We start from the raw sequence: 24,308 nt of genomic DNA, 5'->3' as shown, positions 1-24,308 counted from the left end.
GGTCATGACCTTATTGAGCCGCAACAGTGTAGCAGCGTGTCCAAGGATATAGAACGAGGTGCATTTTATCTGAATGAATGCTTCCATACGTGGGAGATTAAACTTATGCCCATTGGTGAAAGTAATAACAATACCTCAGATGCAACAGCCGCCTTTGGAAAGATGGATCAAAATGATACCTATTATGATGCAGAAACTGTACATACTATATCGCCTAGCGACACTACATGGTGAATTTGTGACAATACTTACACTAGAGCAAGTCCTAAAAAAGTATTTATAGCATTTTTCTTTGACTACTGTGAAAGTTAATCTTTGTGGGTACATTAGCTTTATGGATTTTGTGAATAGTATTCTGAAAATTTGTATTCAAACATATCAAATTGACGTATAATAGAGTTATATAACTCATTCTTACTACCTCTATAAACATTATTATATTGTAGCATTTTGTGATTTTTTTGCATTTTGTATTTTGTGTTGTAAAACAATAGATTTTAGGAGGTATTTGTCGAGTGTAAAACTACCCTGTACTAATCAGAATTAAATTTTGATTATAAAGGGGTAGTAAGAATGAAGAGTGCATCTTTCCGTTTTCTTTGGATTGGCCAATCAATGGCCAATTTAGGTGATATTTTTTATATTGTGGGGCTTATTTCAATTTTATATGCTTCGACAGAGTCACCTTTTATATTGGCATTGGTACCATTTCTTAGTATGTTTGGTCGTTTTATTAGCGGGATGATTTCCCCGCTACTGTTAAATCGATATCCATTAAAGACCCTGCTTGTTCATTCGCAAGTAAGTAAGACATTATTATTGTGTTTGCTAGCGCTTATCTTAGTATTTCACATAACGTCGAGCATACTCGTTATAGTAAGTTTCGTATTTACGATTGCATTCTTAGACGGTTGGGCAGCACCAGCAAGCCAAGCAATGTTACCACGCTTGGTTCCCAAAAATGAACTTGTGAAAGCCAATAGCTTCTTCTCCATCATTTACGAAACAGTAAATTTAGGGGGCTGGGCACTTGGCGGTCTGCTTGTTGCAATTTTCAGCGGTCAAGATGTCATTTTAATCACGTTGGCATTGTATCTGGTTGCTACTTTACTGATGACTAAAATTGTTGATCCAACCGAGTTTTACAGGAAATTTTCCGAAGGTCGTCAAAGCGGTGAGCTAAAAGAAGGTTGGCAAATCGTTTGGAGAAACCCGTTGTATAAGAGTCTTTATGTGATCATCGCATTTGAAGCAGTCGCAAATGTTGTATGGATTGCTTCTATACTCTACGTCTTCGTGGCTGAAATTCTTGGTGAGAATGAGTCTTGGTGGGGATATATTAATACATCGTTCTTTTTGGGAATGGTTGTCGGTGGGATCATATGCTCACGTTTTACCACGGTATTTGAGAAAAACTTAAAGTATGTTTTGATTACTTTTTCCTTTGGAATCAGTATCCTGACACTTCTTTTCGGTTTAACGACAATTGCTTGGCTGTCTCTTGTCCTTATGGGACTCGTTGGGATTTTTCAACAACTAAAAGCAATTGCTGCGAACACATTTCTTCAAAAGTCAGCCAGTCCTGAAGAACTCCCAAAAATTTATGCTGTAGAGAGTTCGCTGGTGTCGTTATTATTTGCAGTTTCCTCTTTACTGTTTGGCGCACTTGCCGAAATATGGGATGTGCGAATTACTTTTATAATTTCAGCAATATTGTTAGGAATAGCAGCAATATATGCCGTGACTCGTCATCGTCATTTTATTATAGAGGAATCCAATTTCCCATTTGAAAGATAATCAGCACGAAAAAGTAAACCACCCTTGCTGCGTAGGCCCAGGGGTGGTTTACTTTTGGTTTTATCCTCTTTTTCACCTATAGTGCATTAACTCTCCTTTTATATCTTATAATGCGATATAATCGTATTGCGAGATATAAAAGGAGTGGTATTTGTGAACAGTAAAGTTAGGCTATTAAATCAATATTGGACGGATACTTATTTTCATTTACATTATCCCCATAAAGAAAAAATCTCTCATCAAATGGTCCGTATTCTCCAACTTGTAGATAAACAGGAAGGGACGGGAATCAATGAAATTTCTTCACACATAGGAGTTTCTCATAATACAGCTTCGGAACATGCTAAAAGAATCATTGAAAAGGGGTATTTAGTAAAGGGGAGAGATCCTCTTGATGAAAGAAAAGTGATTCTTTGTATAACGGATTTAGGTAAAGAAGTTTTACATAGAAATACGAGTCTCGATGAAGACAAATTAGAACAAGTTTTGAACCAACTGGATGATGATGAAAAGAATTTGATAGAGCAGGCCCTAAGAATCTTAAGTGAGCGAGCAAAACAATGTATGTGATAATGAAAATTATTGCTTCGGCAATCGTTATTGGGATTGTGACGGAGGTTTCAAGAAGATTTCCTTCGTATGGGGGGATAATAGCTGCTCTTCCTTTAGTCAGCTTACTCAGTATTGTATGGCTGTATGTCCAGGGAGAACAAGCCGCAACGTTAAGTAAGTTTGCGTTAGGGGTACTTTGGGGATTTCCTGCAACCGCATTTTTGTTAGTGGTCGTTTATGTAGCCTTACAAAATTCCGTTCATCTATTTATCTCCATTGGCCTAGGAGTGAGTGGCTGGTTGCTATTTTTGTTAGTTCAAGATTTCATCTTAAAATCCATAAAAGATCTTTTCTTAAGTTAACAGGGCGGTTTAGGTGAAAATCGGAAGTCCTTGCGATTCAGTAAGGATCATCAACAGTAACTAACTCTATCTATATATACTGAACAAATGAATACCTATATAAATTAAGCGAAGGCGCCTTACAAGGGGTAGCCGAAGCCTTAAGACTGGCAGTAAAACTGCTTGGCTTAGGGTGAGAGGCATCCCCGAGCGCCGTAGCGAATTCAATGGGATTTTGTATTCGACCTATATAGTTGATTATTTGTATTTAGAAAACGACATATTGTCGGATCACTGTATAGCCCGGATCCCCTGATATCGATTCAATAAGGTGTCCAGCTCTTGACTACGTGCAACGACAACCGGATGACTCAAACCAAAATGCTTTGCCGTCGCGTACATATCATTTCTTTTTAATTTTATTAATACGGATAGAACTCGCTTTTTAGGAATTGTTTTTACCATCCTTGGTCCCCTCCTATTTTACCTTTTTTATCAGTTTTATTTTTTGATATAATTTAACAGTTAAATGTTTACAAAACTTATACCTATGTCTTTCCCATAACGTTGTACAATTAAACCTCTAATTAATTTAAATTAGAATATTCGATGTTATCCTGAATATCGTCATTATTCGTTCATGATATAATGGGTGTACTATGTACGAAAGAAAGAGGCACGATTATGGCGCAACAATGGGACATGAAAACGTTTATGAAAGGTGCGTCGATTCTGACCATCTCTGCAATCATTGTGAAATTACTTGGGGCAGTCTATCGGGTTCCGTTCCAAAACCTTGTCGGTGACAAAGGGTTTTATATTTATCAGCAAGTGTATCCGTTCATTGGCATTTTTATTGTCTGGACGTCGTACGGTTTTGCAGTGGCGGTATCGAAACTGCTTGCGGGAAGTACGAGTCGCGGTGAAGCAAAGGCGATGATGCGTGTGGCATTTATCTATCTACTTTTATTATCAGTGGCCTTTTTTGCTCTATTAACTATTTTCGCGCCATTTTTCGCGCGCTCCATGGGCGATGTTGAGCTCGTACCTCTCCTGCGTGCTGGCGCGTATATTGTTTTACTGATGCCGGCGTTAGCAGTTTTGAAGGGTTCATTTCAATCGGAAGGTCGAATGGTACCTGTTGCGGTTTCAGGCGTTGGTGAGCAGGCTTTCCGTGTAACGGTCATTCTCATAGGCACATGGATTGCGGTGCGATCAGGTGCTTCTCTCTACGTGGCAGGTGAGGTAGCGATGTGGGGGGCAGTTGTCGGGGAAGGTGCTGGCGTTATTATACTTGCACTCTATTTTCGGAATACGTTCAAAGGACCATTAGAAAAAGTGGACACGTGGCGAGTGGTGAAAGAATTGACGATTGTCAGTTTGGGGATCAGCGCAAGTTCACTTATTCTCCTGCTGTTTCAATTGGCCGATTCATTTACAATCTATAATATCCTGCTATCTAATGGTTTTGCGGCGGATGCAGCCATGGTGATGAAAGGTGTCTACGATCGTGGGCAACCGCTTGTACAAATGGGGATTCTGATTGCTTCGACATTAGCGCTCGCGATTGTTCCACTTATCGCTCATCATTCGGCAAAAAAAGCGGGACGAGGGGCATTACCGTTTATCCAGCTAACGTTCCGAACTGCTTTCCTATTCGGTTGGGCTGCAGCGGCAGGGCTTGCACTTGTTTTGCCTTATGTGAATGAAATGCTGTTTGAAACACGTGATGGTTCTGTAGCCCTCATTATTTTCTCATTACAAATTCTCTGGTTATCGCTTATTTTACCGTTAACAGCGATGCTTCAAGGTGCGGGGAAAGTTAAAGTGCCAACGCTCCTGCTTATCGGTGGGTTGGTTATAAAAATCTTCGCGAATCAACTTCTGGTTCCTTTATGGAATGTCACGGGAGCGGCGATTGCCGGCAATATCGGTTTCGCGGTAATTGCATTTGGGTTGCTGCTTTACTTTAAAACAGTATGGCCAATTCGCCTTGCACCAACACGTTTTTACGGATGGGTGATAGTGGCAACTACTCTCATGATTGCGGTTGTTTTACCGTGGATGCTCATTGCAGACGGGTTTTTATTTGACCAGTTACCGGGTCGGATTGAGGCGACACTTATCGCATTAACATCTGTTTTGGTGGGAGCGGTTGTTTTCCTTTTCGTCATTATGAAATCACGTATAATGGCAGAGAAGGAATGGTTTCTTCTGCCATTCGGCAAACGTTTAGCTACATTGCAATTACGACTTATTAAAAGAAAAGGTGAATAGTATGCATCAGTTAACAATTATTGGTCTCGGCGCGGGTGACCTTGACCAATTGGCGCTAGGGACATATCGAAAGTTGAAAGAAGCGAAATATATTGTCGCGCGTACGGATCAGCACCCTGCTGTCGCTGAATTAAGAGCGGAGGGCATTGTTCTCATGAGCTTCGATGAAATTTATGAAAAACACGACTCGTTCGAGCATGTATATGATGAAATTGTAGAACAGCTGCTCATTATGTGCGTACAACAACCAGTGACCTATGTAGTACCAGGACATCCGCTTGTTGCGGAACGGACAGTCCAATTATTAGTCGAGAAAGAACGCGAAGGTTTAATCCAAATGGAAATTGCGGGGGGGAATAGTTTTCTTGACCCGATTTTTGCAGCGTTGCGCATCGATCCGATTGAAGGGTTTCAGCTACTCGATGGTACGGATATGAAACGCGATGATGTCCAGATGAAGCAACATATTCTAATTGGACAAGTGTACGATGCGTTCGTGGCATCCGAAGTGAAACTGTCATTAATGGAGAAGTACGCCTACGACCATCCAGTGACGGTTGTAACGGCGGCAGGTTCTACGGGCGAGCAATTGATTACAGTTCCGCTATTTGAACTGGACCGTGTCACTGAAATTAATAATTTGACTACCGTTTATGTACCGCCTGTAGTTGAAAGAGAAGCGCGATTGAAAGATTGGTCGACGTTCAGGGAAATCATCGCTGCACTGCGCGCTCCGGACGGGTGCCCATGGGATCGTGAACAGACGCATGCATCGTTGAAGCGGTATTTGCTTGAAGAAACACACGAACTGCTTGAGGCGATTGATAGTGAAGATGACGACGCAGTGATTGAAGAGCTTGGTGATGTACTGTTACAAGTATTCCTTCATGCTCAAATTGGCGAAGACGACGGTTATTTTGCCATGGAAGACGTGCTTCAATCGGTAGGATCGAAAATGATTCGCCGCCACCCGCATGTTTTTGGAGATAAAAGCGTGGTAAATTCAGAAGAAGTTCTGCAAAATTGGCAAGAAATCAAGCAACAGGAAAAACCGCAAGCCGACTCACTCTTGGAAGGTCAAGAACGTCCTTCTTCATCACTTTTAACGTCACTTAATTATCAAAAAGAGGCGGCAAAGGTTGGGTTTGATTGGCCAACGATTGACGGTGCTTTAGAAAAATTTGATGAAGAATGGTTGGAGTTCCGTAAAGAACTAGAGAGTGGTACGAAATACAGTCAAATGGACGAGCTAGGTGACGTTCTGTTCACAATCGTTAACATTTCACGCTTCCTCAAGTTATCTCCAGAAGAAGCAATGGTCCATGCAAATCAAAAGTTCAACAGACGGTTTTCATTTGTCGAAAAGAGTGTGAAAGATGGACAAGGCAAGTTTACTGACTATACACTTGATGAACTTGAAGAGTTTTGGAAACTAGCAAAAAAAGGGGAAGATAATGATGAGACTCGATAAATTTTTGAAAGTATCTCGACTAATTAAAAGACGGACACTCGCAAAACAAGTAGCTGATCAAGGGCGTATAACAATAAATGAAAAAGTGGCAAAAGCGTCATCGGTTGTAAAAGAAAGCGATGAATTGGCGATCCGTTTCGGTCAGAAGATTGTAACGGTAAAAATCAACATGCTGAAAGAGACGACGAAAAAAGACGATGCAGCCTCAATGTACACGATTTTGAAGGAAGAGAAGCTTGAAAAAGTGGAACCGGAATTCATGGATGATGAAGACTGAACAACATGACAGGGAATTTTCCTGTCATGTTTTTTTATGTCCTAGCATAAGATAGCTGTGAACGTACAAGCAAAGGGGGAAGCATATAATGCAATTTCAAACTGATAGTCCTACGTACGCAATTCCATCAGGAGACCATGTCGTCACTATGCGCAACAGAAAACGGATGGATCTCACGTCTGTAAAATCAATCGACCGCTTCGATCAGGAAGAATTTCTCGTTCGAACATCGCAAGGATTATTGCAAATCCGGGGAGAGGAACTGCGCATTGTTCATCTCGATGTCGATAAAGGGCTTCTAACGCTAGAAGGAACGGTCGGCACTATTCAATACGATGAAGAAGAATCAGGTTCAAAAGGTTTCCTCCATAAATTGTTTGGATGAGTCTATCCGTTCAATTTCTTAGCCTGCTTGCTATGATTGGGACGGGCATTGTTGCTGGGGCATTCATGGACATGATTGGAACAAGTACCGCGCACGTCGGGAAGAAATCGATTATTCGAAAGCGTGCGGTTTGGCTCGAAGTCATTGGATGGGTACTCGTCGGATGTTGGACGTTTTACATCCTTTATCTCGTCAGGGATGGGGCGTGGCGGATATATGATCCAGTTGCACAGATTAGTGGAATGTTGCTATACGTAACTATTTTTTATAAGCCGTTCCGATTTTTCGGGAGGATCTTGTTGGTGTTGTTAATAAGGCCGCTCTTGTTCCTCGTGCGTCTGATTGTATCTATTATCAGTCTAGTCATTCGTTTTATAGTGAAAGTCTTTGCAGTCCTCTTTACACCATTTGTTAAAATATTCCGTATCATTTCCGGAAAACTCTTTAAAAGAAGGGTGAAATGATATATAATTTATGGACTAACAAATTGTAGTGTGTGAAGAGGGGAAGTGCAGGACGTGGAACAGAAACAGCAGAGGAAATCGTCCGAAAGGGTCGCATCGATTCAAACTGAATATGTCCGCTCACTTCAAAAGAAAGAGACTAGGAAGAATGCGCGGAAAGTCCGTTTATACCGTAGACTGGCTGTGTTTGCTATTGTGGCAGCCGTTATTCTAGGTGGTCTGACGAATATGTTCATCAACCAGAAACAGACGTTGGCAGCGAAAGAGTTGCAAAAAGTCGAGGTGCTGGCCCAGCTTGAAGGGGTACAGGAAGAACAAGAAATGCTAAAAAGACAACTTGTGAAATTGAATGATGATGACTATATCGCAAAACTTGCACGCAAGGAATATTTCTTGTCTGAAAAGAGCGAAATCATTTTTTCAATACCCGAAAACAATAGAAAAACAGATGAACAAGACAAAGGAAAAGAGTAGTCTTATTGACACTCTTTTTTTATTGGCTATAATGGAAGTAAGGATCCTGCAATTTGCAGGGCTCATTAATACGGTTGCAAGGCTCCCAGCGCGGGGCCCGCTTAAATTTTAAGGAGGAGCATTTTTTTTATGTCAATTGAAGTAGGCAGCAAGCTAGAGGGTAAAGTAACAGGAATCACAAACTTCGGGGCGTTTGTTGAGCTACCGAATGGCTCAACAGGCCTGGTCCATATCAGTGAAGTGGCGGACAATTATGTCAAGGACATCAACGATCATTTTAAAGTCGGTGACATGGTTGAAGTGAAAGTGATGAACGTCGGTGCAGATGGTAAAATTGGGTTGTCGATTAGAAAAGCGAAACCTGAATCTGAACAGCGTCCAGAACGTCCTCAGCGCCCGCAACGTCCGCGTCAAGGTGGTGGCCGTCCTGCTATGGATCGCCCAGAGAACTTTGAACAAAAAATGGCAAAGTTCATGAAAGATAGCGAAGAGCGTCTCTCTACTTTGAAAAGAGCGACAGAATCGAAACGCGGTGGCCGTGGCGCAAGCAGAGGGTAACTTGCTAGCTGTTTCAATTCATGAAAAAGTGTACGAATAGTATGAAGAAAAGTAGTGAACAAAGGGAATGACCCTTGTTCGCTGCTTTTTTGTGCGGAGAATTGTAATGTTAAATGGTGAAACTGTAACGGAAATCGTGAACTGTCATGGCAAATGACGAAACTGTAATGGCATTCGTCTGAACTGTCATGTCAAATGGCGAAACTGTGATGGCAATCGCGAATTGTCATGGCAAACGGTGAAACTGTAACGGCATTTGTCTGAATTGTCATGGCAAATGGCGAAATTGTGATGGCAATCGCGAATTGTCATGGTAAATGGTGAAACTGTGACGGCAATCGTCTGAACTGTCATGGTAAATGACGAAACTATCACGGGAAATCACATAAACCGTCACAGCTCCCCAAACAATCGCGCATTTTTTCATTGCAAAAAAAGGCAGTTCCTACATCGTGAATTCACGATGTAGGAACTGCTTTTTTAGTGATTTATTGTCCAACTCCTGGACGGTTGTATCTGCATTTCATAAATGGCGGCAGAGGGGATCGAACCCCCGACCTCACGGGTATGAACCGTACGCTCTAGCCAGCTGAGCTACGCCGCCTTCGTATATTCTAGTTAGCACTTGTTTCCGCTTGATCAGAACAACAATACTTATAATACAAGTGAATCAATGCAGTGTCAACCCGTCTTAGGAAAAAAGAAAAAACAGTTCGGAATGAGTCGAAACATTTTGTTTTCTTGTTGTCATGAACAGACAATTTCTTTCCATCTGCCTATGTATACTCAAGGCATAGCAGACATAGGGGGAATGAGGAATGAAACTAATTGATCATTTAGCACGTCCAGTGGGCCATCCAATTGGTATGTATGTCGAGATGATTGGAAAACGAAAAATGCACATTTTAGTTGCGACTCTATTCTTGTTTGGATCTTTTTTCTTGTCGCAAGCCGTATTGTTCGATGCAGCGGTTCCTTTTTTCTTGCCAGTGTGGGCACTTGCACGGGCTCGCTTCAGAAAGCATCTCATATGGGTGTTCATTGGTGGGATGTTTGGAAGTGCATTCCTTGGTCTTGGACAGGCTGTTATCCATCTATTGATGCTCGCGTTATTTAATGCGGTTATTAAATATCCGATCATGCGAAAATCAGTACCGCTAACAGTAGCAGGATGTATTATCATTGTTCAAGTGTTGTGGCAGTTCATTATGCATATCGGGCAACCACCAGTAAATGTTCAATTATATATTGGCTTTGAAGCAGTTCTTGCTTTGTTCATGACTTTTTTCCTCTTTGTTGCTTTTCCTGCCGCAGATCGAATCTTCTTTGGTAAATGGACACCTGAACGACTTGGAGCGGCTTGCCTTGTCGGTGCGCTGGCTACAACTGGAATGAGTGGACTTATGCTAGGTCCTGTTTCGGTTTCAGGTACACTCATTCATCTGACAATTTTGCTTGCGGCGCTAGTGGGAGGGCTTCCATTTTCAACAACAATCGCAATGATCATCGCTGCTATTGTGGGGGTAGCAGAATTGTCCTTCACTGGAATGATGGCGGTGTATGGTATGACCGGATTTTTTGCAGGCACACTCCGCCGTTTCGGGAAAATTGGCATCGTGTTAGGAGGGGCCTCTGTATCGGGATTTTTCCTTATGTATGATCTGACCTTGCCTCTTGATACTTCACACTTTATAACACTCGCAACCGCGACGATTATTTTTTTACTGATCCCTTCGAAAAAACTAGAGTCGATTAAACGCATTTTTTATCCGGAGAATACAGAGACTACTGACAAACAACAAAAATGGTTAGCAGAGCGGCTCGATGATCAACTAGCTGATTTCAAAAAGTTCTCTGAATTTATGTCGACGCTTGTTGGCGACCGATCTTCCCCCCACGATAATGCAGATGTATTACCTCAGCAGGTTATTCCAAAAACTTGCCAGTCTTGTTTCCGTTATGCCAAGTGCTGGGAAGGTGCAGATAATGATATGGGCGGGCTTCTTAGTGAGTGGGAAATGACCTATTCTATGACGAAAAAAGCTAAGCGTCATCGTGTTGAGGAAAAGATTAAATATAAGTGCGTCCGATTCAATGGATTAGTTACGGAACTTGAGGAACAAGCTGCCAGTCGTTTATTGACGGGACAACTTCAGCATGGACGAAAAATGCTTGCCCTCCAGTTGCGTGATATGAGCACCCATCTGGACAAAATCATGAATGAAGTAAAAGAAGATTTGACTGTTTATAAGCCTGCCGAGGAAGATTTGGCAAAACGGCTCCAAGAGAAAGGTATTGAGTACTTCCAGATTGATGTTTTACCAGGAGAGAGGGGTGCGCGTCGCATCATCTGCTGTATTCCTGAGAAAAGATCTGATTTTGAAACGGATACGACAGTTGCGGAAAGGTTTATACTGCCAATTCTTGAAGAAATGTACGATGAGCCATTCCGGGTCGCCAAGTCTGCCGTTTTACAGGACCCTTTTCCACATATACAACTAACGTTTGGTTCGGCAGTTCGTTTTACCCTTGATTATGGTATCGCGGCAACAGCAGGCGGCGAAACATTTCACGCCGGTGATGCATATGAAGTGTTCCCAATTCATGAAGGGTTGACGGCGGTTTTGTTGTCAGATGGAATGGGCCAGGATTTAAATGCATATCGTGAGAGTCGAAAGGTAATTCGTTTAATGCGAGAATGTTTGGACCGGAAAATGGATCCTGAAACAGCCATGCATACGTTGCATTATATGATGTCTTTGAATGGGCTTGATGATATGTACGCCACGCTTGATCTGGCCCTCGTAGATTTGCAAGATGGTCGCATTTGGTCTTGGAAGGCAGGATCGATGAGCACATATATTAAACGCGGTGACGACTTTTTAAGACTGGATAGCAAATCGGTCCCTGTCGGTTTTCTTCCATCCTTTTCTGTGGAGGCAAAAAAAGAAGAGTTGAAGTCAGGAGACATTATACTTATGTTAACGGACGGGATTTTTAATGGGGATATCCCGCTTGAGAAGCAAGAGAGGTCGTTGTACAGTACGCTTGAAAAATATGGAGGATTCGAATGTGACAAAATTGCAGACCGTATTATGCATGAAATGGAGCGGAAGTTTGGTGTGATTGGAGACGATCGTACTGTGTTAGTTATGAAAATCGATCATGTTCTGCCGAAGTGGTCAAGTTTCACACCCTATTCACAAACTATTTCCCGGGAAAGGGTCATCGGATGAATATGTAAGTAAGTGAGTCCCCTCCTTTAGATATTCTATGGTAAAATTCGAGTAAGAATAAATTAGAAAAGAGGAGGGAGCGGAGCAATGGATAAATTTAAACAGACGATATTCCGTTTTATCAAGGAATGGTCACTCATCGCTCCGGGGGACCGTATTTTAATCGCCTGTTCGGGTGGAGTAGATTCGGTAGCGCTTTTACATTTCATGGCTTCAAATCAAGAAAGCATGGAGATTGAAGTTGCCGCAATTCACGTCGATCATAATTTGCGCGGAGAAGAGTCCGCGGCAGACGGCACATTTGTGGCAAGGCTGTGTGAAGTGTATGGGATTCCTTTTTTTGGCGGAAGTGTCCCGGTTCCGGCTATTATCGAGAAAGACGGTGGCAATGTGCAAGCTGTCTGCCGAAATGGACGGTATGCATTTTTCGAGGAGATCATGACAAAGCACGGTTATGATGTTTTAGCAACGGCACATCACGCAGAAGATCAGTTGGAAACGGTCTTGATGCAAGTAACGAAAGGCAGTCAGCCATTGGGGATGTCGGTGAAGCGTGAAGTTGAAGGTGGAATTCTTATTCGACCTTTCCTTCCGGCTATGAAAGCGAACCTCTATTCATATGTTGGAGAGCATGAATTACATTTTCGAGAAGATCCAAGTAATGAAAGTGATGCCTATCTGCGTAATCGTTACCGTCACAAAATCGTTCCGTTTATTCTGGATGAAAACCCGGGAGCTGCTGAAAATGCAGTGAGAATGTCTGGTTATCTACAGGAAGATGAAGAATTGCTTGAAATGCTGGCGCAGGAACGTTTTGATGAAATTACTAAGTTCACAGAAGCGGGCCTGCCTGTCGTCGACGGAAATGCTTTTTCCCGCATGCACCAAACTTTACAAAGGCGGATAATTACACTACTATTGAGGTATCTTTACAATGGGGAAATTATGCCCGTAAAATATAATTCCGCGCTTATAAGTCAACTGTTACACCATCTATCTTCGCAAGACGGGAATGTATCCATTCACCTTCCACGCGGTTACCGATTCATTCGGGAATACGGCGTGCTGACGTTCGTTCGTGATACATCAATTGAAGAAGTGGAGTTGCAAAAAGTGTTGCCGAAAGGCGTTTGGACCCGTTGGGGAAATGATTTTCAGCTTTATTGGAATGAAGTGAGTAATCTCGATACGGAGTTATTCATGGATACTGATGACATCATGTATTTTGACTTGCCTCACTCTGCACTTCCCTTGTCTATCAGGAGAAGAGAGGATGGGGATCGAATCTTGTTGTCGGGGATGACACACCCGAAACGTTTATCCAGGTTGTTTATCGACGAAAAGGTTGGCATGACAGAACGCGACCGATTGCCGGTAATCATTACAGCGCAAGGTGAAATTTGTGCAGTTCCAGGAGTGCGGTACGGAGTGATATTTTCACGACACAAGACAGATCAAAGTAAGTACATAGTTAGTACAAGAAAGTTATAATGATCTGTATGAAAGAGGAGGAATTTCGATGTTGGGGAAAGATATCGAAGAGGTACTAATTACAGAAGAACAGATTCAAGAGAAAATCCGTGAACTTGGTGCGGTATTGACAGAAGAATACCAAGACAAGTATGTACTAGCGATTGGTGTGCTCAAAGGTGGATTACCTTTCATGAGTGACCTCATTAAGCGTATCGATGCTTATATCGAACTCGATTTCATGGATGTTTCAAGTTACGGAAATGCAACAGTGTCATCAGGGGAAGTTAAAATCGTCAAAGACTTGAACACAAGTGTTGAAGGACGCGATGTACTCATTATTGAAGATATTATCGATAGCGGGAAAACATTAAGTTACCTTGTCGAACTGATGAAATACCGAAAAGCGAATTCTATTAAAATTGTTACTCTCCTTGATAAGCCAACTGGCCGAAAAGTAGACTTAAAAGCAGATTACGTTGGTTTCGACGTACCGGATGCGTTTGTTGTAGGCTACGGCCTTGATTATATGGAGAAATACAGAAACTTACCTTATATTGGTGTTCTGAAAAAGGAAATCTATTCTTTCTAAACAATTGCAGGAAAATCTTTTAAGGGTCGCGAAATTCTACTTTGATGATAAGAGGCGCTTGCGCTTTTCCGTCAAGGCATTTCCTTTGTAGGATGAATCAGACCTGTGATAAGATTTACACTAGTTTTCTGTCTAATGAAATGAGGAGGCTTGGGATGAATCGAATACTTCGATACTTTCTATTATACGGACTGATATTTCTTGCAATCATGGGGATATTTAGTTCACTAAACAATACAAACCCGAAACAGAAAGAGATTCGGTATGACGAATTTATTACTGCGTTGGAAGATGGAAAAGTAACAACAGTAAGTTTACAGCCAGTTCAACTTGTCCTTAATGTGAAGGGCACAATGAAAGGCTATAAAGAAGGCGAAGAGTTCGTCACGAATATTATGAACGATACCAAGACGCAGGAAGATATCCGTGCACTTGCTACGCAAACTCAAACGGAAATCGACATCTTGCCGACTCCTGTTGCAAGCGCGTGGGTATCCTTCTTCACGGGTCTTCTACCGTTCATCATCATCTTCATCTTGTTCTTCTTCCTGTTAAATCAGGCGCAAGGCGGAGGAGGCGGCGGTGGCCGTGTTATGAACTTCGGTAAGAGTAAGGCGAAGCTTCATACGGATGACCGTAAAAAAGTTCGTTTCACGGATGTTGCTGGTGCTGACGAAGAAAAAGCTGAACTTGTGGAAGTTGTTGACTTCCTGAAAGATTCACGTAAATTCGTTGAAGTTGGCGCGCGTATTCCGAGAGGGATCTTGTTAGTTGGACCTCCTGGTACGGGTAAAACATTGTTAGCGCGTGCGGTTGCTGGTGAAGCGGGTGTACCGTTCTTCTCAATCTCAGGTTCTGATTTCGTTGAAATGTTCGTTGGAGTTGGAGCATCACGTGTACGTGACCTTTTCGAAAACGCTAAAAAGAACGCACCATGTATTATTTTCATCGATGAAATCGATGCGGTCGGTCGTCAACGTGGCGCAGGCCTCGGCGGTGGACACGATGAACGCGAACAAACATTGAACCAACTCCTTGTTGAAATGGATGGTTTCGGTGAGAACGAAGGGGTTATCATTGTTGCGGCAACAAACCGCCCTGATATTCTTGACCCTGCACTTCTGCGCCCAGGACGTTTTGACCGTCAGATTACAGTTGGTCGTCCGGATGTAAAAGGAAGAGAAGCAGTTCTTCAAGTTCATGCGCGCAACAAGCCGCTTGACGACACTGTCAACTTGAAGGCACTTGCACAACGTACACCTGGATTCTCGGGTGCAGATCTTGAAAACTTATTGAACGAGGCAGCACTTGTTGCTGCAAGACGCGATAAAACGAAAATCGATATGTCAGACATCGACGAAGCAACGGACCGTGTTATTGCGGGACCTGCGAAGACGAGTCGCGTCATTTCGAAAAAAGAACGCGATATTGTAGCGTTCCATGAAGCGGGTCACGTAGTTGTAGGGCTAATGCTCGATGACGCTGAAATCGTTCATAAAGTAACAATCGTCCCTCGCGGACAGGCGGGCGGTTATGCCGTCATGCTTCCGAAAGAGGATCGTTACTTCATGACGAAACCTGAACTTCTCGATAAAATCGCAGGACTTCTTGGTGGTCGTGTTGCAGAGGAAATCGTTCTTGGCGAAGTTTCAACTGGAGCTCACAATGACTTCCAGCGTGCAACTGGTCTCGCTCGTTCGATGGTAACTGAATACGGAATGAGTGATAAACTTGGACCAATGCAGTTCGGTCAGGCTCAAGGGCAAGTATTCCTTGGACGCGACTTCAACTCTGAACAGAACTATTCTGAAGCGATTGCGTATGAAATCGACCAAGAAATGCAACGTATCATTAAAGAACAATATGCGCGTACGAAAGAAATTCTTTCGAGTAAACGCGAGTTGCTTGATCTGATTGCAACGACACTTCTTGAAGTGGAAACACTCGATGCAGAGCAAATTAATCATCTGAAAGATCACGGCACATTGCCGGATCGTCCATATGGTCGTTATGGCTTGGACAATAAAGATGAAGCAGTAAAGAGTGTGGATATTTCGAAAGAAGGAGATGACACAGTCATTTCTGATGCAACTGGAGCGCCTACGGACCCAGCTATCGGTGATTTACCGAAAGAGTATAAAGTGGACGAAGCTCTTAAATCAATTAACGAAGAACGCAAAGACTGAACACCTAATAAGAGCTGACTGTTTCTTTTGAAGCAGTCAGCTTTTTTCTATACCCGGATATGTGGTATGATGTGTTGGAAAATGACGAAGTTAGCGAGGAAACCATTATGCTATTAGTGCTAGATACAGGAAATACGAATATTGTCCTTGGTGTCTATGAACAAGGACAGCTTAAACATCATTGGCGCATGGAAACTTATAGACATAAGACAGAAGATGAATATGCGATGCAAGTGAAATCTTTATTTTTACACGTTGGACTCTCTTTTGACGATGTAACCGGCATTATCATTTCATCAGTAGTCCCGCCAGTCATGTTTCCTCTGGAGCAGATGTGCAGGAAGTATTTCAACCAAAAACCGCTTATTGTTGGCCCTGGTCTCAAAACTGGATTGAATATCAAGTATGAAAACCCACGCGAAGTTGGTGCAGATCGGATTGTCAATGCCGTTGCGGCTGTTCATGAATATGGAAGTCCGCTGATCATCGTTGATTTTGGAACAGCAACAACCTATTGTTATGTGAATGAAAAAGGCGAATACATGGGTGGAGCAATTGCACCAGGTATCGGGATTTCCATGGAGGCTTTGTTCGACAGGGCATCTAAATTGCCAAGAATCGAACTGGCAAAACCGGATCAAGTTGTAGGGAAAAGTACGGTGGCTGCTATGCAGGCTGGGATTGTTTACGGTTATGTTGGGCAAGTTGATGGTATTGTTGCCCGCATGAAAGCACAAAGTAAGGAAGAACCGACCGTCATCGCTACGGGAGGGCTTGCTGGTTTGATCGCAAGTGAAACGACTGTGATTGATGTCGTTGACAACTTCTTGACGCTAAAAGGGCTTCATCTAATTTATGAACGAAACATGTAAAAGGAGCAGATAAGAAATGAATGATTATTTAGTAAGAGCGCTTGCGTTCGACGGGACAATCCGGGCATACGCAGCTCGCTCGACCGAAACAGTATCAGAAGTGCAACGTCGTCATTTGATGTGGCCAACTGCAACGGCAGCATTAGGACGTTCAATGACAGCGGCAGTCATGATGGGTGCGATGTCAAAGGGTGATGATAAACTGACAATAAAGGTTGATGGCAATGGACCAATTGGTTCGATGGTCATTGATGCAAACGCGCATGGCGAGGTTCGGGGTTATGCATCTAATCCGCAAACGCATTTTGATTTAAATGAACAGGGTAAACTTGACGTAAGGCGTGCAGTTGGAACGGACGGTATGCTATCGGTCGTCAAAGATCTAGGGCTTCGTGATTTCTTTACGGGGCAAGTTCCGATTGTATCGGGTGAGATCGCTGAAGATTTTACGGAGTACTTTGTCGTTTCGGAGCAGGTACCTTCAGCAGTGGGTCTTGGTGTGCTGGTTAACCCGGACAATACAGTGAAAGCTGCCGGTGGCTTCATTGTCCAAGTTATGCCTGGCGCAACGGAAGAAACAATTGTGGCATTGGAAGAGCGTATTGCCAACGTTGAACCAATTTCAACGTTGATTGCCCGCGGCCTCACTCCTGAGGAGATTCTTGGTGAAGTTCTGGGTGCGGCGAACGTGGAAATTCTTGACCGGATGGATGTTTCATTCGCATGTAATTGCTCGAGGGAACGTTTTGGAAATGCGATCATCGGTCTTGGGGAGCGCGAAATTCGAGACATGATTGAAGAGGACGGACAAGCGGAAGCACATTGTCACTTCTGTATGGAAACATACGTGTATCCGAAAGAAGTTTTGGAAGGTTTTATCGATGAAATACAATCGGAAGCCTGAAGGGACAACAAGTTTACAGAAACGAAAACTGAAGACGAAACCGCTCATTCTGTTAATTGGAATCCTTTTAGCCTTCAATATCTTCTGGCTTGTTGGGTGGCTTATACCGGACAAACCTAAGCAGACAGATGAAGAAGTTGCTTCGGTAGCTGGTAAGCCTATTACGAGAGAACAATGGATGTCGGCAATGGAAAAGGAAGTTGGACGTGAAACTCTTCTTGACCTTGTGAATGAAAAAGTGATGGCGGTAGCTGCAGAACAATACGGGATTGATGTATCGGAAAAGGAAGTTGATCTTGAAATTGCGCTTATTCGTTCCGTGGACGGTCGCTCTCATTCTGGTCAAGATGAGGAAGGAATGCGGAAGAAAATCCGTTCTAACCTCATCCTTGAAAAGGTATTAACGAAAGATATCGTTGTTAAAGATAATGCGGTAAAGAAACAGTATGATGAAAATACTGCACTTTACAATATTTTAACTGCTTACAGAACCGCTATTATTGTTGTTCCAACGAAAGCTGATGCAGAGCAGACAATTGAAGAGCTTTCAAAAGGTTCAAGCTTTGACGTTCTCGCAAAAGAGCGATCGACGGATTTGGCTTCGGCTAGTCTGGGTGGAGATATAGGCTATATCAACGATTCGACAGATTCAATAGACAAGGCAATCGTAGAGACTGTAGCCGATGCGAATGAAGGAATGACGAGTGGAGTTATTGCTTTGAGTGATGGTACATATGCGGTTACTCATGTAAGTGAAGTGGTGAAAGGGCAGTCGTTTAAATTTAAAGAAGTAAAAGATCATATCAAGCGTGAAATTGCACTTGAGCAACTTCCGCAAACTGTTAGTCCGGAAGCGTTTTGGAAAGAATTCGACGCAAAATGGTTTTACGGTAAATAATAGAAAGCTGTTTGGAAACCGATATAAATTGGTATTTCCGGACAGCTTTTCTTAAAAGGGAAGAAAGTGTAATTTTTTCTACATAAATCAGTGTCTAGACTCCGGGCTGCCTTCTTTAGATTCAGTCTGAAAGCATTGGGCAAAGAATACATATAGTGGGCATTCAATTGTTGACAATGTTCACATAATGGTAGTAATATTAATATTATAAGACATATCAAAATAGTAGGAATTGGAGAGGGTATAAATGACGCTAGTTGGAAACTCTATTGCGGATCTTGTTGGGAAAACACCCCTTGTTAAAATGAACAGAATGACAGGCGCAGATGATGCGGATGTTTATTTGAAACTAGAATATATGAATCCGGGATCTAGTGTAAAAGATCGTATTGCGCTTGCGATGATCGAAGCGGCTGAAAAGTCCGGAGATTTAAAAGAGGGCAGTACAATTATTGAACCAACAAGTGGTAACACGGGAATAGGCCTTGCGATGATTGCTGCGGCAAAAGGGTATAAGTCTGTTTTGGTTATGCCGGATACGATGAGTACAGAGCGGCGCAATCTACTTCGTGCTTATGGCGCGGATCTTGTGTTAACGCCGGGTGCTGAAGGAATGAAAGGCGCTATCGGAAAAGCGGAAGAACTTTCAAAGGAAAATGGTTGGTTCATGCCGCAACAGTTCAACAATGAAGCAAATCCCGAAATTCACCGTTTAACGACAGGCCCTGAAATCGCAGATGCACTAGACCGTGTAGATGCGTTCGTTTCTGGAATTGGAACGGGTGGCACGATTACGGGTGTGGGTAGCGTCTTAAAAGAACGTTTTCCTGAAGTAAGTATCATTGCTGTTGAACCGACGGACTCGCCTGTACTATCAGGTGGAAAGCCGGGTCCACATAAAATTCAAGGAATCGGTGCTGGATTCATTCCAAAAGTGCTCGATACTGATATCTATGATGAAATCGTCCAAGTAACGAACGACGAAGCGTATGACACAGCAAGACGTGCAGCACGCGAAGAAGGTATTCTTGGTGGTGTTTCATCCGGAGCGGCAATCTTTGCAGCTCTACAAGTCTCGAAGAAGCTTGGTAAAGGGAAGAAAGTCGTTGCGATTCTTCCGTCCAACGGTGAGCGCTATTTGAGTACTCCGCTATATCAATTTGACGAAGAGTAATAGTGTGGGAGGGGGAAGGGCTGAGATGCTCTTTCTTTTTTGTTGTTTAAATTTGTTTGTTATGATCGGTATGTGGTGGGATATGGTCGCCCCTCAAATGAAAAGATATCATCTGCTTTTCTTTTTATAGCGTAAAACGACTTTCACGCGGTAAGATGAAGATACTAATTGTTATCGGGAGGAAACTGGGATGAACAAACAAAAGATCGTTTATACGACATCAGCAATCACGAAAGAACAGCTCTTCTATGCTTATAAAGAGTTGGCACACGAGCATGAAAGTCATATCCTTCTTGAAAGTGGACGCGGCGGTGCGTTATGCATGGCCGGAATTAACCCGCTCGTTACGTTACGGACGTTGGATGGCAACAAATTACAACTTATCTGGCGTGATGGTACGGAGGAAGTAAGAGAAGGAAATCCGCTTGAGTTGCTAAATGATTTTGTTCAATCCTATGAAATGGAGTCTATTCCTGAACTGCCAGACTTCCAAGGTGGTGCGGCAGGATTCATCAGTTACGATTATGTCCGTACTTATGAAAACATCCCAGTCGATACGATAGATGATCTCGTTACACCTGATTTGTTCTTTTATATATTTGACCGCTGGGTAGTGCTTGACGTTAAGACTGAAATGGCTTATTTCATGACACTTCCGAATTGTGGATTGGAACCAGCAGAGTTGGAAGCTGAATGGATGACTGCGGTTTCGGAAGGACTAAGCAAGCAAGTCTTCACGCCGAGTAAAGCGGCGGAAGTAGTATTAGGTGAAGATGATCTTGCTGTATCTGTAACTGGAGCGCAGTTTGAACAAATGGTCCGAGACGTGCAGACTTATATTGCTAGTGGAGATGTTACTCAAGTTAATCTTTCAGTGAGACAATCAAAACCGTTGTCAGCACATCCGCTAGATATGTATGAAGCACTTCGTTCATTCAATCCGTCACCTTATATGGCCTCAATGGGTTCGCCGGAATTTGCTGTCGTATCTGGTTCACCGGAACTGTTATTGAAAAAGCGTGGGGATGAAATAAGTACACGACCAATCGGTGGAACACGGCCGAGAGGGAAAGATGAAAACGAAGATGCTGCGCTTCAAGCGGAATTATTGTCGAATGAAAAAGAGACTGGCGAACATATTATGCTCGTAGATCTGGAACGGGAAGACTTTGAGCGGGTTTGTGCACCGGAAACGGTGGAAACGGATGAATTCATGGTTGTGGAGAAATATTCTCACGTTATGCACCTTGTATCGAACGTTCGTGGAACTGCGGCAGAAGGTATTTCGAATGCAGAAATCGTTAAAGGCGTGTTCCCGGGGGGGTCAATTACCGGCTCACCAAAACTCCGGACGATGGAAATCATTGAAGAACTTGAGCCGACGCGCAGAGGGCTATATACAGGATCTATTGGTTGGTTCGGCTTTAACGGTGATTTCGAACTGAATATCGTTATCCGAACGGCATATATCAAGGATGGTATTGCGCATATTCAGGCTGGCGCAGGTCTTGTCGCTGATTCAGTACCAGAAGCGGAGTATATAGAATCGTTGAATAAGGCAAAAGCGCTTTGGCAAGCAAAGGCGATGGCGGAAAAGTGAGATTGGGGGATTCGGTATGTGGTGTTGGATGAATGGTGAATTCCTGCGTGCGGAGGAGTTAAAAATCTCCCCGTTCGATCATGGATTTCTATATGGTGCTGGATTTTTTGAAACCTTCAGGACATACGGCGGCAATGTGCTCTTGTATGATGAACATATGGATAGGTTGCATATGGCACTTACAGAGTACCGCATTACGATGCCTTATGATGAAACCGAAATTCTTGCGGCTGTGCGTAAATTAGATCAGTTAAATGGCGGACAGGATGGCTATTTTCGGTTGAACGTCTCTGCGGGTGTCCATGATATCGGTCTTGCACCCTCTTCATACGCATCACCGAACGTAATCTTATTCAGAAAAGAATTGGCTCCGACTGTTCGTGGTACGGAAAAGAAGGCGGTCTGGCTAGATACTCTGCGTGATAAACCGGAGAGCACTGTGCGCCACAAATCGCATAACTTTCTTAATAACGTACGGGGGCGGCTAGAGCTTCCTTCATTGAAAGAGTTGGAAGGCCTTTTCGTAACAGAGGAAGGTTTTGTAGCGGAGGGTATTACGTCAAATGTTTTTTGGGTGAAGGACGGTGCGTTATTTACTCCAGCTATCGAAACAGGGATTCTGCCGGGGACGACACGTGCGTTTATTATTAAATGCGCTAAAGTTGAGGGGATTCCTGTGAATGAAGGATTTTATGGTAAGGAACATGTAGAGGACGCGGACGAGTTATTCGTCACGAATGCCGTGCAGGAAATTGTGCCGCTATCTATGATTGAGGAAATCTCACTACCGGGGGCGACGGGCATTTATTATAAAAAACTACATGCATTTTATATGCAGGCAATAGATGATATGGAAGAAGGTTGCTGTTGATGGAATTGGCTCGTGCACGTGATAAATATCGGTTTGGTAAGACGGAAATGGATTTCAAAAAAGAAACGGTAATTATGGGTATTTTGAATGTGACACCGGATTCGTTTTCAGATGGTGGAAAATACGGTCGTATCGATGCGGCGCTTAAGCGCGCGGAAGAGATGCTTCGCGACGGGGCAAAAATTATCGATGTGGGTGGGGAATCAACGCGCCCTGGGCATATCCCGATTTCATTGGAAGAAGAGCTAGAACGAACGGTTCCAGTTATCAAGGCTTTGACAAGAGAGCTTGGATGTACGGTGTCGATTGATACATATAAGGCGGGTGTCGCGGAAGAAGCGATTCTTGCGGGAGCGCAGATAATAAATGATATATGGGGAGCGAAGCGTGAACCTTACATCGCGGACGTTGCAGCAAAACACGGTGTGCCGATTATATTGATGCATAATCGTGAGCAGGCAGAGTACGAGGGCAACTTTATGGATGAAGTTATCGCTGACTTGGAAGAAAGTGTCGGTATTGCGATTGCGGCTGGTGTAGCACACGATAATATCTGGCTCGATCCGGGCATCGGCTTCGCGCGAAATGCAATTCAAAACATATGGACGATGCAAGGACTAGATCGAATTTCTGAAATGGGCTACCCGGTTCTTCTTGGAACTTCGCGGAAGTCGCTAATCGGCAACGTACTTGGATTGCCGGTCGAGGAACGATTGGAAGGTACAGGCGCAACGGTATGTTATGGAATCGAACACGGCTGCCATATTATGCGGGTTCATGACGTGAAGGAAATCGCGCGAATGGCGAAAATGATGGATGTACTGACGGGGAAAACAGATTTTGAACAATAGGAGGGTGCGCTATGGATTATATTCATTTAAATGAATTAGAGTTTTATGGTTATCATGGGGCGTTGCCTGAAGAAACGAAGCTTGGCCAACGTTTCCGTGTGACGGTCTCTCTTGCTACGAATCTTTCTGAGGCTGGAAAAACGGATAATCTGGATAAAACAGTGAATTATGCGGAAGTATACAGTATGTGTCAATCGATTGTTGAAGGCGAACCCGTAAAATTGATTGAAACGGTTGCTGAAAAAATTGCAACTGCTGTATTAGCCGAATTTGTGGATAAAGTGACTGGTGTTCGTGTCGTGCTTGTGAAACCAGATCCGCCGATTCCAGGTCATTATGCATCGGTGTCCGTTGATATCACAAGGGGGCACTTCCAGTGAACGTAGCTTACCTCTCGATTGGTTCGAACATCGGTGATAGGTTACTTCATCTGACAGAGGCGGTGCGGGCACTTCATTCACACGAAGGTCTAACAGTTACTTCAGTATCGTCGATTTACGAAACAGCGCCCGTCGGCTTTACAGATCAAGCGGATTTTCTCAATATGGTGGTATGCGCGGAAACGGACTTGGCGGCGCAGGAACTTCTGGGCGTTTGTCAAAAAATTGAACACGGGCTTGGTCGGATTCGTGATATAAGATGGGGTCCGCGGACTGCAGACCTTGATATTTTGCTGTATAATAACGACAGTATTGAAACAGAGAGCTTGGTTGTACCGCACCCAAGAATGCATGAGCGGGCCTTCGTTCTTATTCCACTTCTTGAAATTGCTCCTTTAATGGGCAATCCAATGGTAGACACGGGTGTCATACTTTGGAGGAAGGTTAATGGGGTCAATAATTTATTGCAAGAGGGCGAATGAAAATGCTAAAGCAAACAGGGATATCATCCGTCAAATGAAAGAAGCGGTGTCGATTCCTATAATCGGGAACGGCAATGTAGAAACACCTCAAGATGCGAATTGAATGATTAATACAATGGAAACAGCTGCTGACTTAATTAACCTAATGAACGGCTTTGCCGATGTAATGATGGAACGCGAACAAGTGGCGGTTAGT

24 protein-coding genes, 1 tRNA gene and 2 pseudogenes are annotated in these 24,308 nt (G+C 43.3%); 25 read left to right on the top strand and 2 right to left on the bottom strand.

Translation table 11 applies throughout. The features are described from left to right. Positions 1–135: 135 nt before the first annotated feature. The 4 genes and pseudogenes from ACP8HG_RS16420 to ACP8HG_RS16405 all read left to right on the top strand — a co-directional run. Positions 136–283, top strand: a pseudogene (locus tag ACP8HG_RS16420) (cysteine hydrolase); the annotation flags it as partial. Positions 284–573: 290 nt separating this feature from the next. After that, positions 574–1,797, top strand: coding sequence for an MFS transporter (locus tag ACP8HG_RS16415; protein ID WP_438297220.1), 1,224 nt, complete (start codon positions 574–576; stop codon positions 1,795–1,797). A 153-nt stretch (positions 1,798–1,950) separates the two neighbouring features. Further along, the gene (locus ACP8HG_RS16410; RefSeq protein WP_067213733.1) at positions 1,951–2,367 is read left to right on the top strand and encodes a MarR family winged helix-turn-helix transcriptional regulator; all 417 of its coding nucleotides are present in this window, start codon (positions 1,951–1,953) and stop codon (positions 2,365–2,367) included. Further along, complete coding sequence (locus ACP8HG_RS16405) at positions 2,358–2,711, top strand: DUF3147 family protein (protein WP_067213732.1); 354 nt, start codon at positions 2,358–2,360, stop codon at positions 2,709–2,711. Before ACP8HG_RS16410 ends, ACP8HG_RS16405 begins: the two co-directional genes overlap by 10 nt. A 270-nt stretch (positions 2,712–2,981) precedes the next feature. On the opposite strand, the gene ACP8HG_RS16400 is transcribed toward ACP8HG_RS16405, so the two are convergent. After that, positions 2,982–3,155, bottom strand: coding sequence for an aspartyl-phosphate phosphatase Spo0E family protein (locus tag ACP8HG_RS16400; RefSeq protein WP_082786772.1), 174 nt, complete (start codon positions 3,153–3,155; stop codon positions 2,982–2,984). A gap of 219 nt (positions 3,156–3,374) precedes the next feature. Between ACP8HG_RS16400 and ACP8HG_RS16395 the strand changes: the two genes are divergently transcribed. The 7 genes from ACP8HG_RS16395 (at position 3,375) to ACP8HG_RS16365 (ending at position 8,596) form a co-directional block, all read left to right on the top strand. Beyond that, on the top strand, positions 3,375–4,967 hold the full coding sequence (locus ACP8HG_RS16395; RefSeq protein WP_438297217.1) for a putative polysaccharide biosynthesis protein: 1,593 nt from the start codon (positions 3,375–3,377) through the stop codon (positions 4,965–4,967). 1 nt (position 4,968) lies between these two features. Further along, positions 4,969–6,438, top strand: coding sequence for a nucleoside triphosphate pyrophosphohydrolase (mazG, locus tag ACP8HG_RS16390; RefSeq protein WP_438297215.1), 1,470 nt, complete (start codon positions 4,969–4,971; stop codon positions 6,436–6,438). Then, positions 6,425–6,715, top strand: coding sequence for an RNA-binding S4 domain-containing protein (locus ACP8HG_RS16385; RefSeq protein ID WP_187048032.1), 291 nt, complete (start codon positions 6,425–6,427; stop codon positions 6,713–6,715). The genes mazG and ACP8HG_RS16385 overlap by 14 nt, the downstream gene beginning before the upstream one ends. A gap of 88 nt (positions 6,716–6,803) precedes the next feature. Further along, positions 6,804–7,100, top strand: coding sequence for a sporulation protein YabP (gene yabP / locus ACP8HG_RS16380; RefSeq protein WP_067213728.1), 297 nt, complete (start codon positions 6,804–6,806; stop codon positions 7,098–7,100). Then, positions 7,097–7,564: a spore cortex biosynthesis protein YabQ gene (gene yabQ, locus ACP8HG_RS16375; protein WP_438297212.1), complete on the top strand. Its 468-nt coding sequence runs from the start codon at positions 7,097–7,099 to the stop codon at positions 7,562–7,564. Before yabP ends, yabQ begins: the two co-directional genes overlap by 4 nt. A 54-nt stretch (positions 7,565–7,618) precedes the next feature. Beyond that, positions 7,619–8,038 carry an FtsB family cell division protein gene (locus tag ACP8HG_RS16370; protein WP_340741120.1) on the top strand — a complete coding sequence of 140 codons (420 nt, stop codon included), beginning with the start codon at positions 7,619–7,621 and terminating at the stop codon, positions 8,036–8,038. A 129-nt stretch (positions 8,039–8,167) separates the two neighbouring features. Beyond that, positions 8,168–8,596, top strand: coding sequence for a S1 domain-containing RNA-binding protein (locus ACP8HG_RS16365; protein ID WP_067213725.1), 429 nt, complete (start codon positions 8,168–8,170; stop codon positions 8,594–8,596). A gap of 530 nt (positions 8,597–9,126) precedes the next feature. Here ACP8HG_RS16365 and ACP8HG_RS16360 read toward each other — a convergent pair. After that, positions 9,127–9,200, bottom strand: a tRNA-Met gene (locus ACP8HG_RS16360). Positions 9,201–9,414: 214 nt separating this feature from the next. Here ACP8HG_RS16360 and ACP8HG_RS16355 point away from each other — a divergent pair. From ACP8HG_RS16355 to ACP8HG_RS16290, 14 genes and pseudogenes are all read left to right on the top strand, one after another. Further along, positions 9,415–11,832 (top strand): SpoIIE family protein phosphatase, encoded by a 2,418-nt coding sequence (locus ACP8HG_RS16355; RefSeq protein ID WP_340741119.1) that lies wholly within the window; start codon positions 9,415–9,417, stop codon positions 11,830–11,832. 87 nt (positions 11,833–11,919) lie between these two features. Beyond that, positions 11,920–13,323 carry a tRNA lysidine(34) synthetase TilS gene (tilS, locus tag ACP8HG_RS16350; protein WP_187046249.1) on the top strand — a complete coding sequence of 468 codons (1,404 nt, stop codon included), beginning with the start codon at positions 11,920–11,922 and terminating at the stop codon, positions 13,321–13,323. Positions 13,324–13,351: 28 nt separating this feature from the next. After that, positions 13,352–13,894: a hypoxanthine phosphoribosyltransferase gene (hpt, locus tag ACP8HG_RS16345; protein WP_067213722.1), complete on the top strand. Its 543-nt coding sequence runs from the start codon at positions 13,352–13,354 to the stop codon at positions 13,892–13,894. A 155-nt stretch (positions 13,895–14,049) separates the two neighbouring features. Further along, on the top strand, positions 14,050–16,080 hold the full coding sequence (gene ftsH / locus ACP8HG_RS16340; protein WP_187046248.1) for an ATP-dependent zinc metalloprotease FtsH: 2,031 nt from the start codon (positions 14,050–14,052) through the stop codon (positions 16,078–16,080). Between the two features lie 107 nt (positions 16,081–16,187). Next, positions 16,188–16,952, top strand: coding sequence for a type III pantothenate kinase (locus tag ACP8HG_RS16335; RefSeq protein ID WP_187046247.1), 765 nt, complete (start codon positions 16,188–16,190; stop codon positions 16,950–16,952). Between the two features lie 16 nt (positions 16,953–16,968). Next, the gene (gene hslO / locus ACP8HG_RS16330) at positions 16,969–17,856 is read left to right on the top strand and encodes an Hsp33 family molecular chaperone HslO (protein ID WP_067213720.1); all 888 of its coding nucleotides are present in this window, start codon (positions 16,969–16,971) and stop codon (positions 17,854–17,856) included. After that, a complete protein-coding gene (locus ACP8HG_RS16325) occupies positions 17,834–18,754 on the top strand; it encodes a peptidyl-prolyl cis-trans isomerase (protein ID WP_187046245.1) in 921 nt (306 codons plus the stop codon). The genes hslO and ACP8HG_RS16325 overlap by 23 nt, the downstream gene beginning before the upstream one ends. A 247-nt stretch (positions 18,755–19,001) precedes the next feature. Continuing rightward, positions 19,002–19,928 carry a cysteine synthase A gene (cysK, locus tag ACP8HG_RS16320; RefSeq protein WP_438297208.1) on the top strand — a complete coding sequence of 309 codons (927 nt, stop codon included), beginning with the start codon at positions 19,002–19,004 and terminating at the stop codon, positions 19,926–19,928. 190 nt (positions 19,929–20,118) lie between these two features. Further along, positions 20,119–21,528, top strand: a complete 1,410-nt coding sequence (locus tag ACP8HG_RS16315) for an anthranilate synthase component I family protein (protein ID WP_438297206.1) — start codon at positions 20,119–20,121, stop codon at positions 21,526–21,528. 16 nt (positions 21,529–21,544) lie between these two features. Next, complete coding sequence (pabC, locus tag ACP8HG_RS16310) at positions 21,545–22,399, top strand: aminodeoxychorismate lyase (protein ID WP_438297204.1); 855 nt, start codon at positions 21,545–21,547, stop codon at positions 22,397–22,399. Beyond that, on the top strand, positions 22,399–23,250 hold the full coding sequence (gene folP, locus ACP8HG_RS16305; protein WP_399633313.1) for a dihydropteroate synthase: 852 nt from the start codon (positions 22,399–22,401) through the stop codon (positions 23,248–23,250). The genes pabC and folP overlap by 1 nt, the downstream gene beginning before the upstream one ends. Before the next feature lie 11 nt (positions 23,251–23,261). Beyond that, on the top strand, positions 23,262–23,630 hold the full coding sequence (gene folB / locus ACP8HG_RS16300; protein WP_438297202.1) for a dihydroneopterin aldolase: 369 nt from the start codon (positions 23,262–23,264) through the stop codon (positions 23,628–23,630). Then, the gene (gene folK / locus ACP8HG_RS16295; protein ID WP_067213713.1) at positions 23,627–24,112 is read left to right on the top strand and encodes a 2-amino-4-hydroxy-6-hydroxymethyldihydropteridine diphosphokinase; all 486 of its coding nucleotides are present in this window, start codon (positions 23,627–23,629) and stop codon (positions 24,110–24,112) included. Before folB ends, folK begins: the two co-directional genes overlap by 4 nt. A gap of 7 nt (positions 24,113–24,119) precedes the next feature. Beyond that, a pseudogene (locus ACP8HG_RS16290) lies at positions 24,120–24,209 on the top strand (tRNA-dihydrouridine synthase); the annotation flags it as partial. Positions 24,210–24,308 lie beyond the last annotated feature (99 nt).

Origin of the sequence: Sporosarcina sp. FA15 (assembly GCF_051550195.1) — a bacterium.
Taxonomy (GTDB): Bacteria; Bacillota; Bacilli; order Bacillales_A; family Planococcaceae; genus Sporosarcina; species Sporosarcina psychrophila.
The sequence above is the reverse complement of the archived record's forward strand: the minus strand, read 5'-3'. Positions and strand labels throughout refer to the sequence as shown.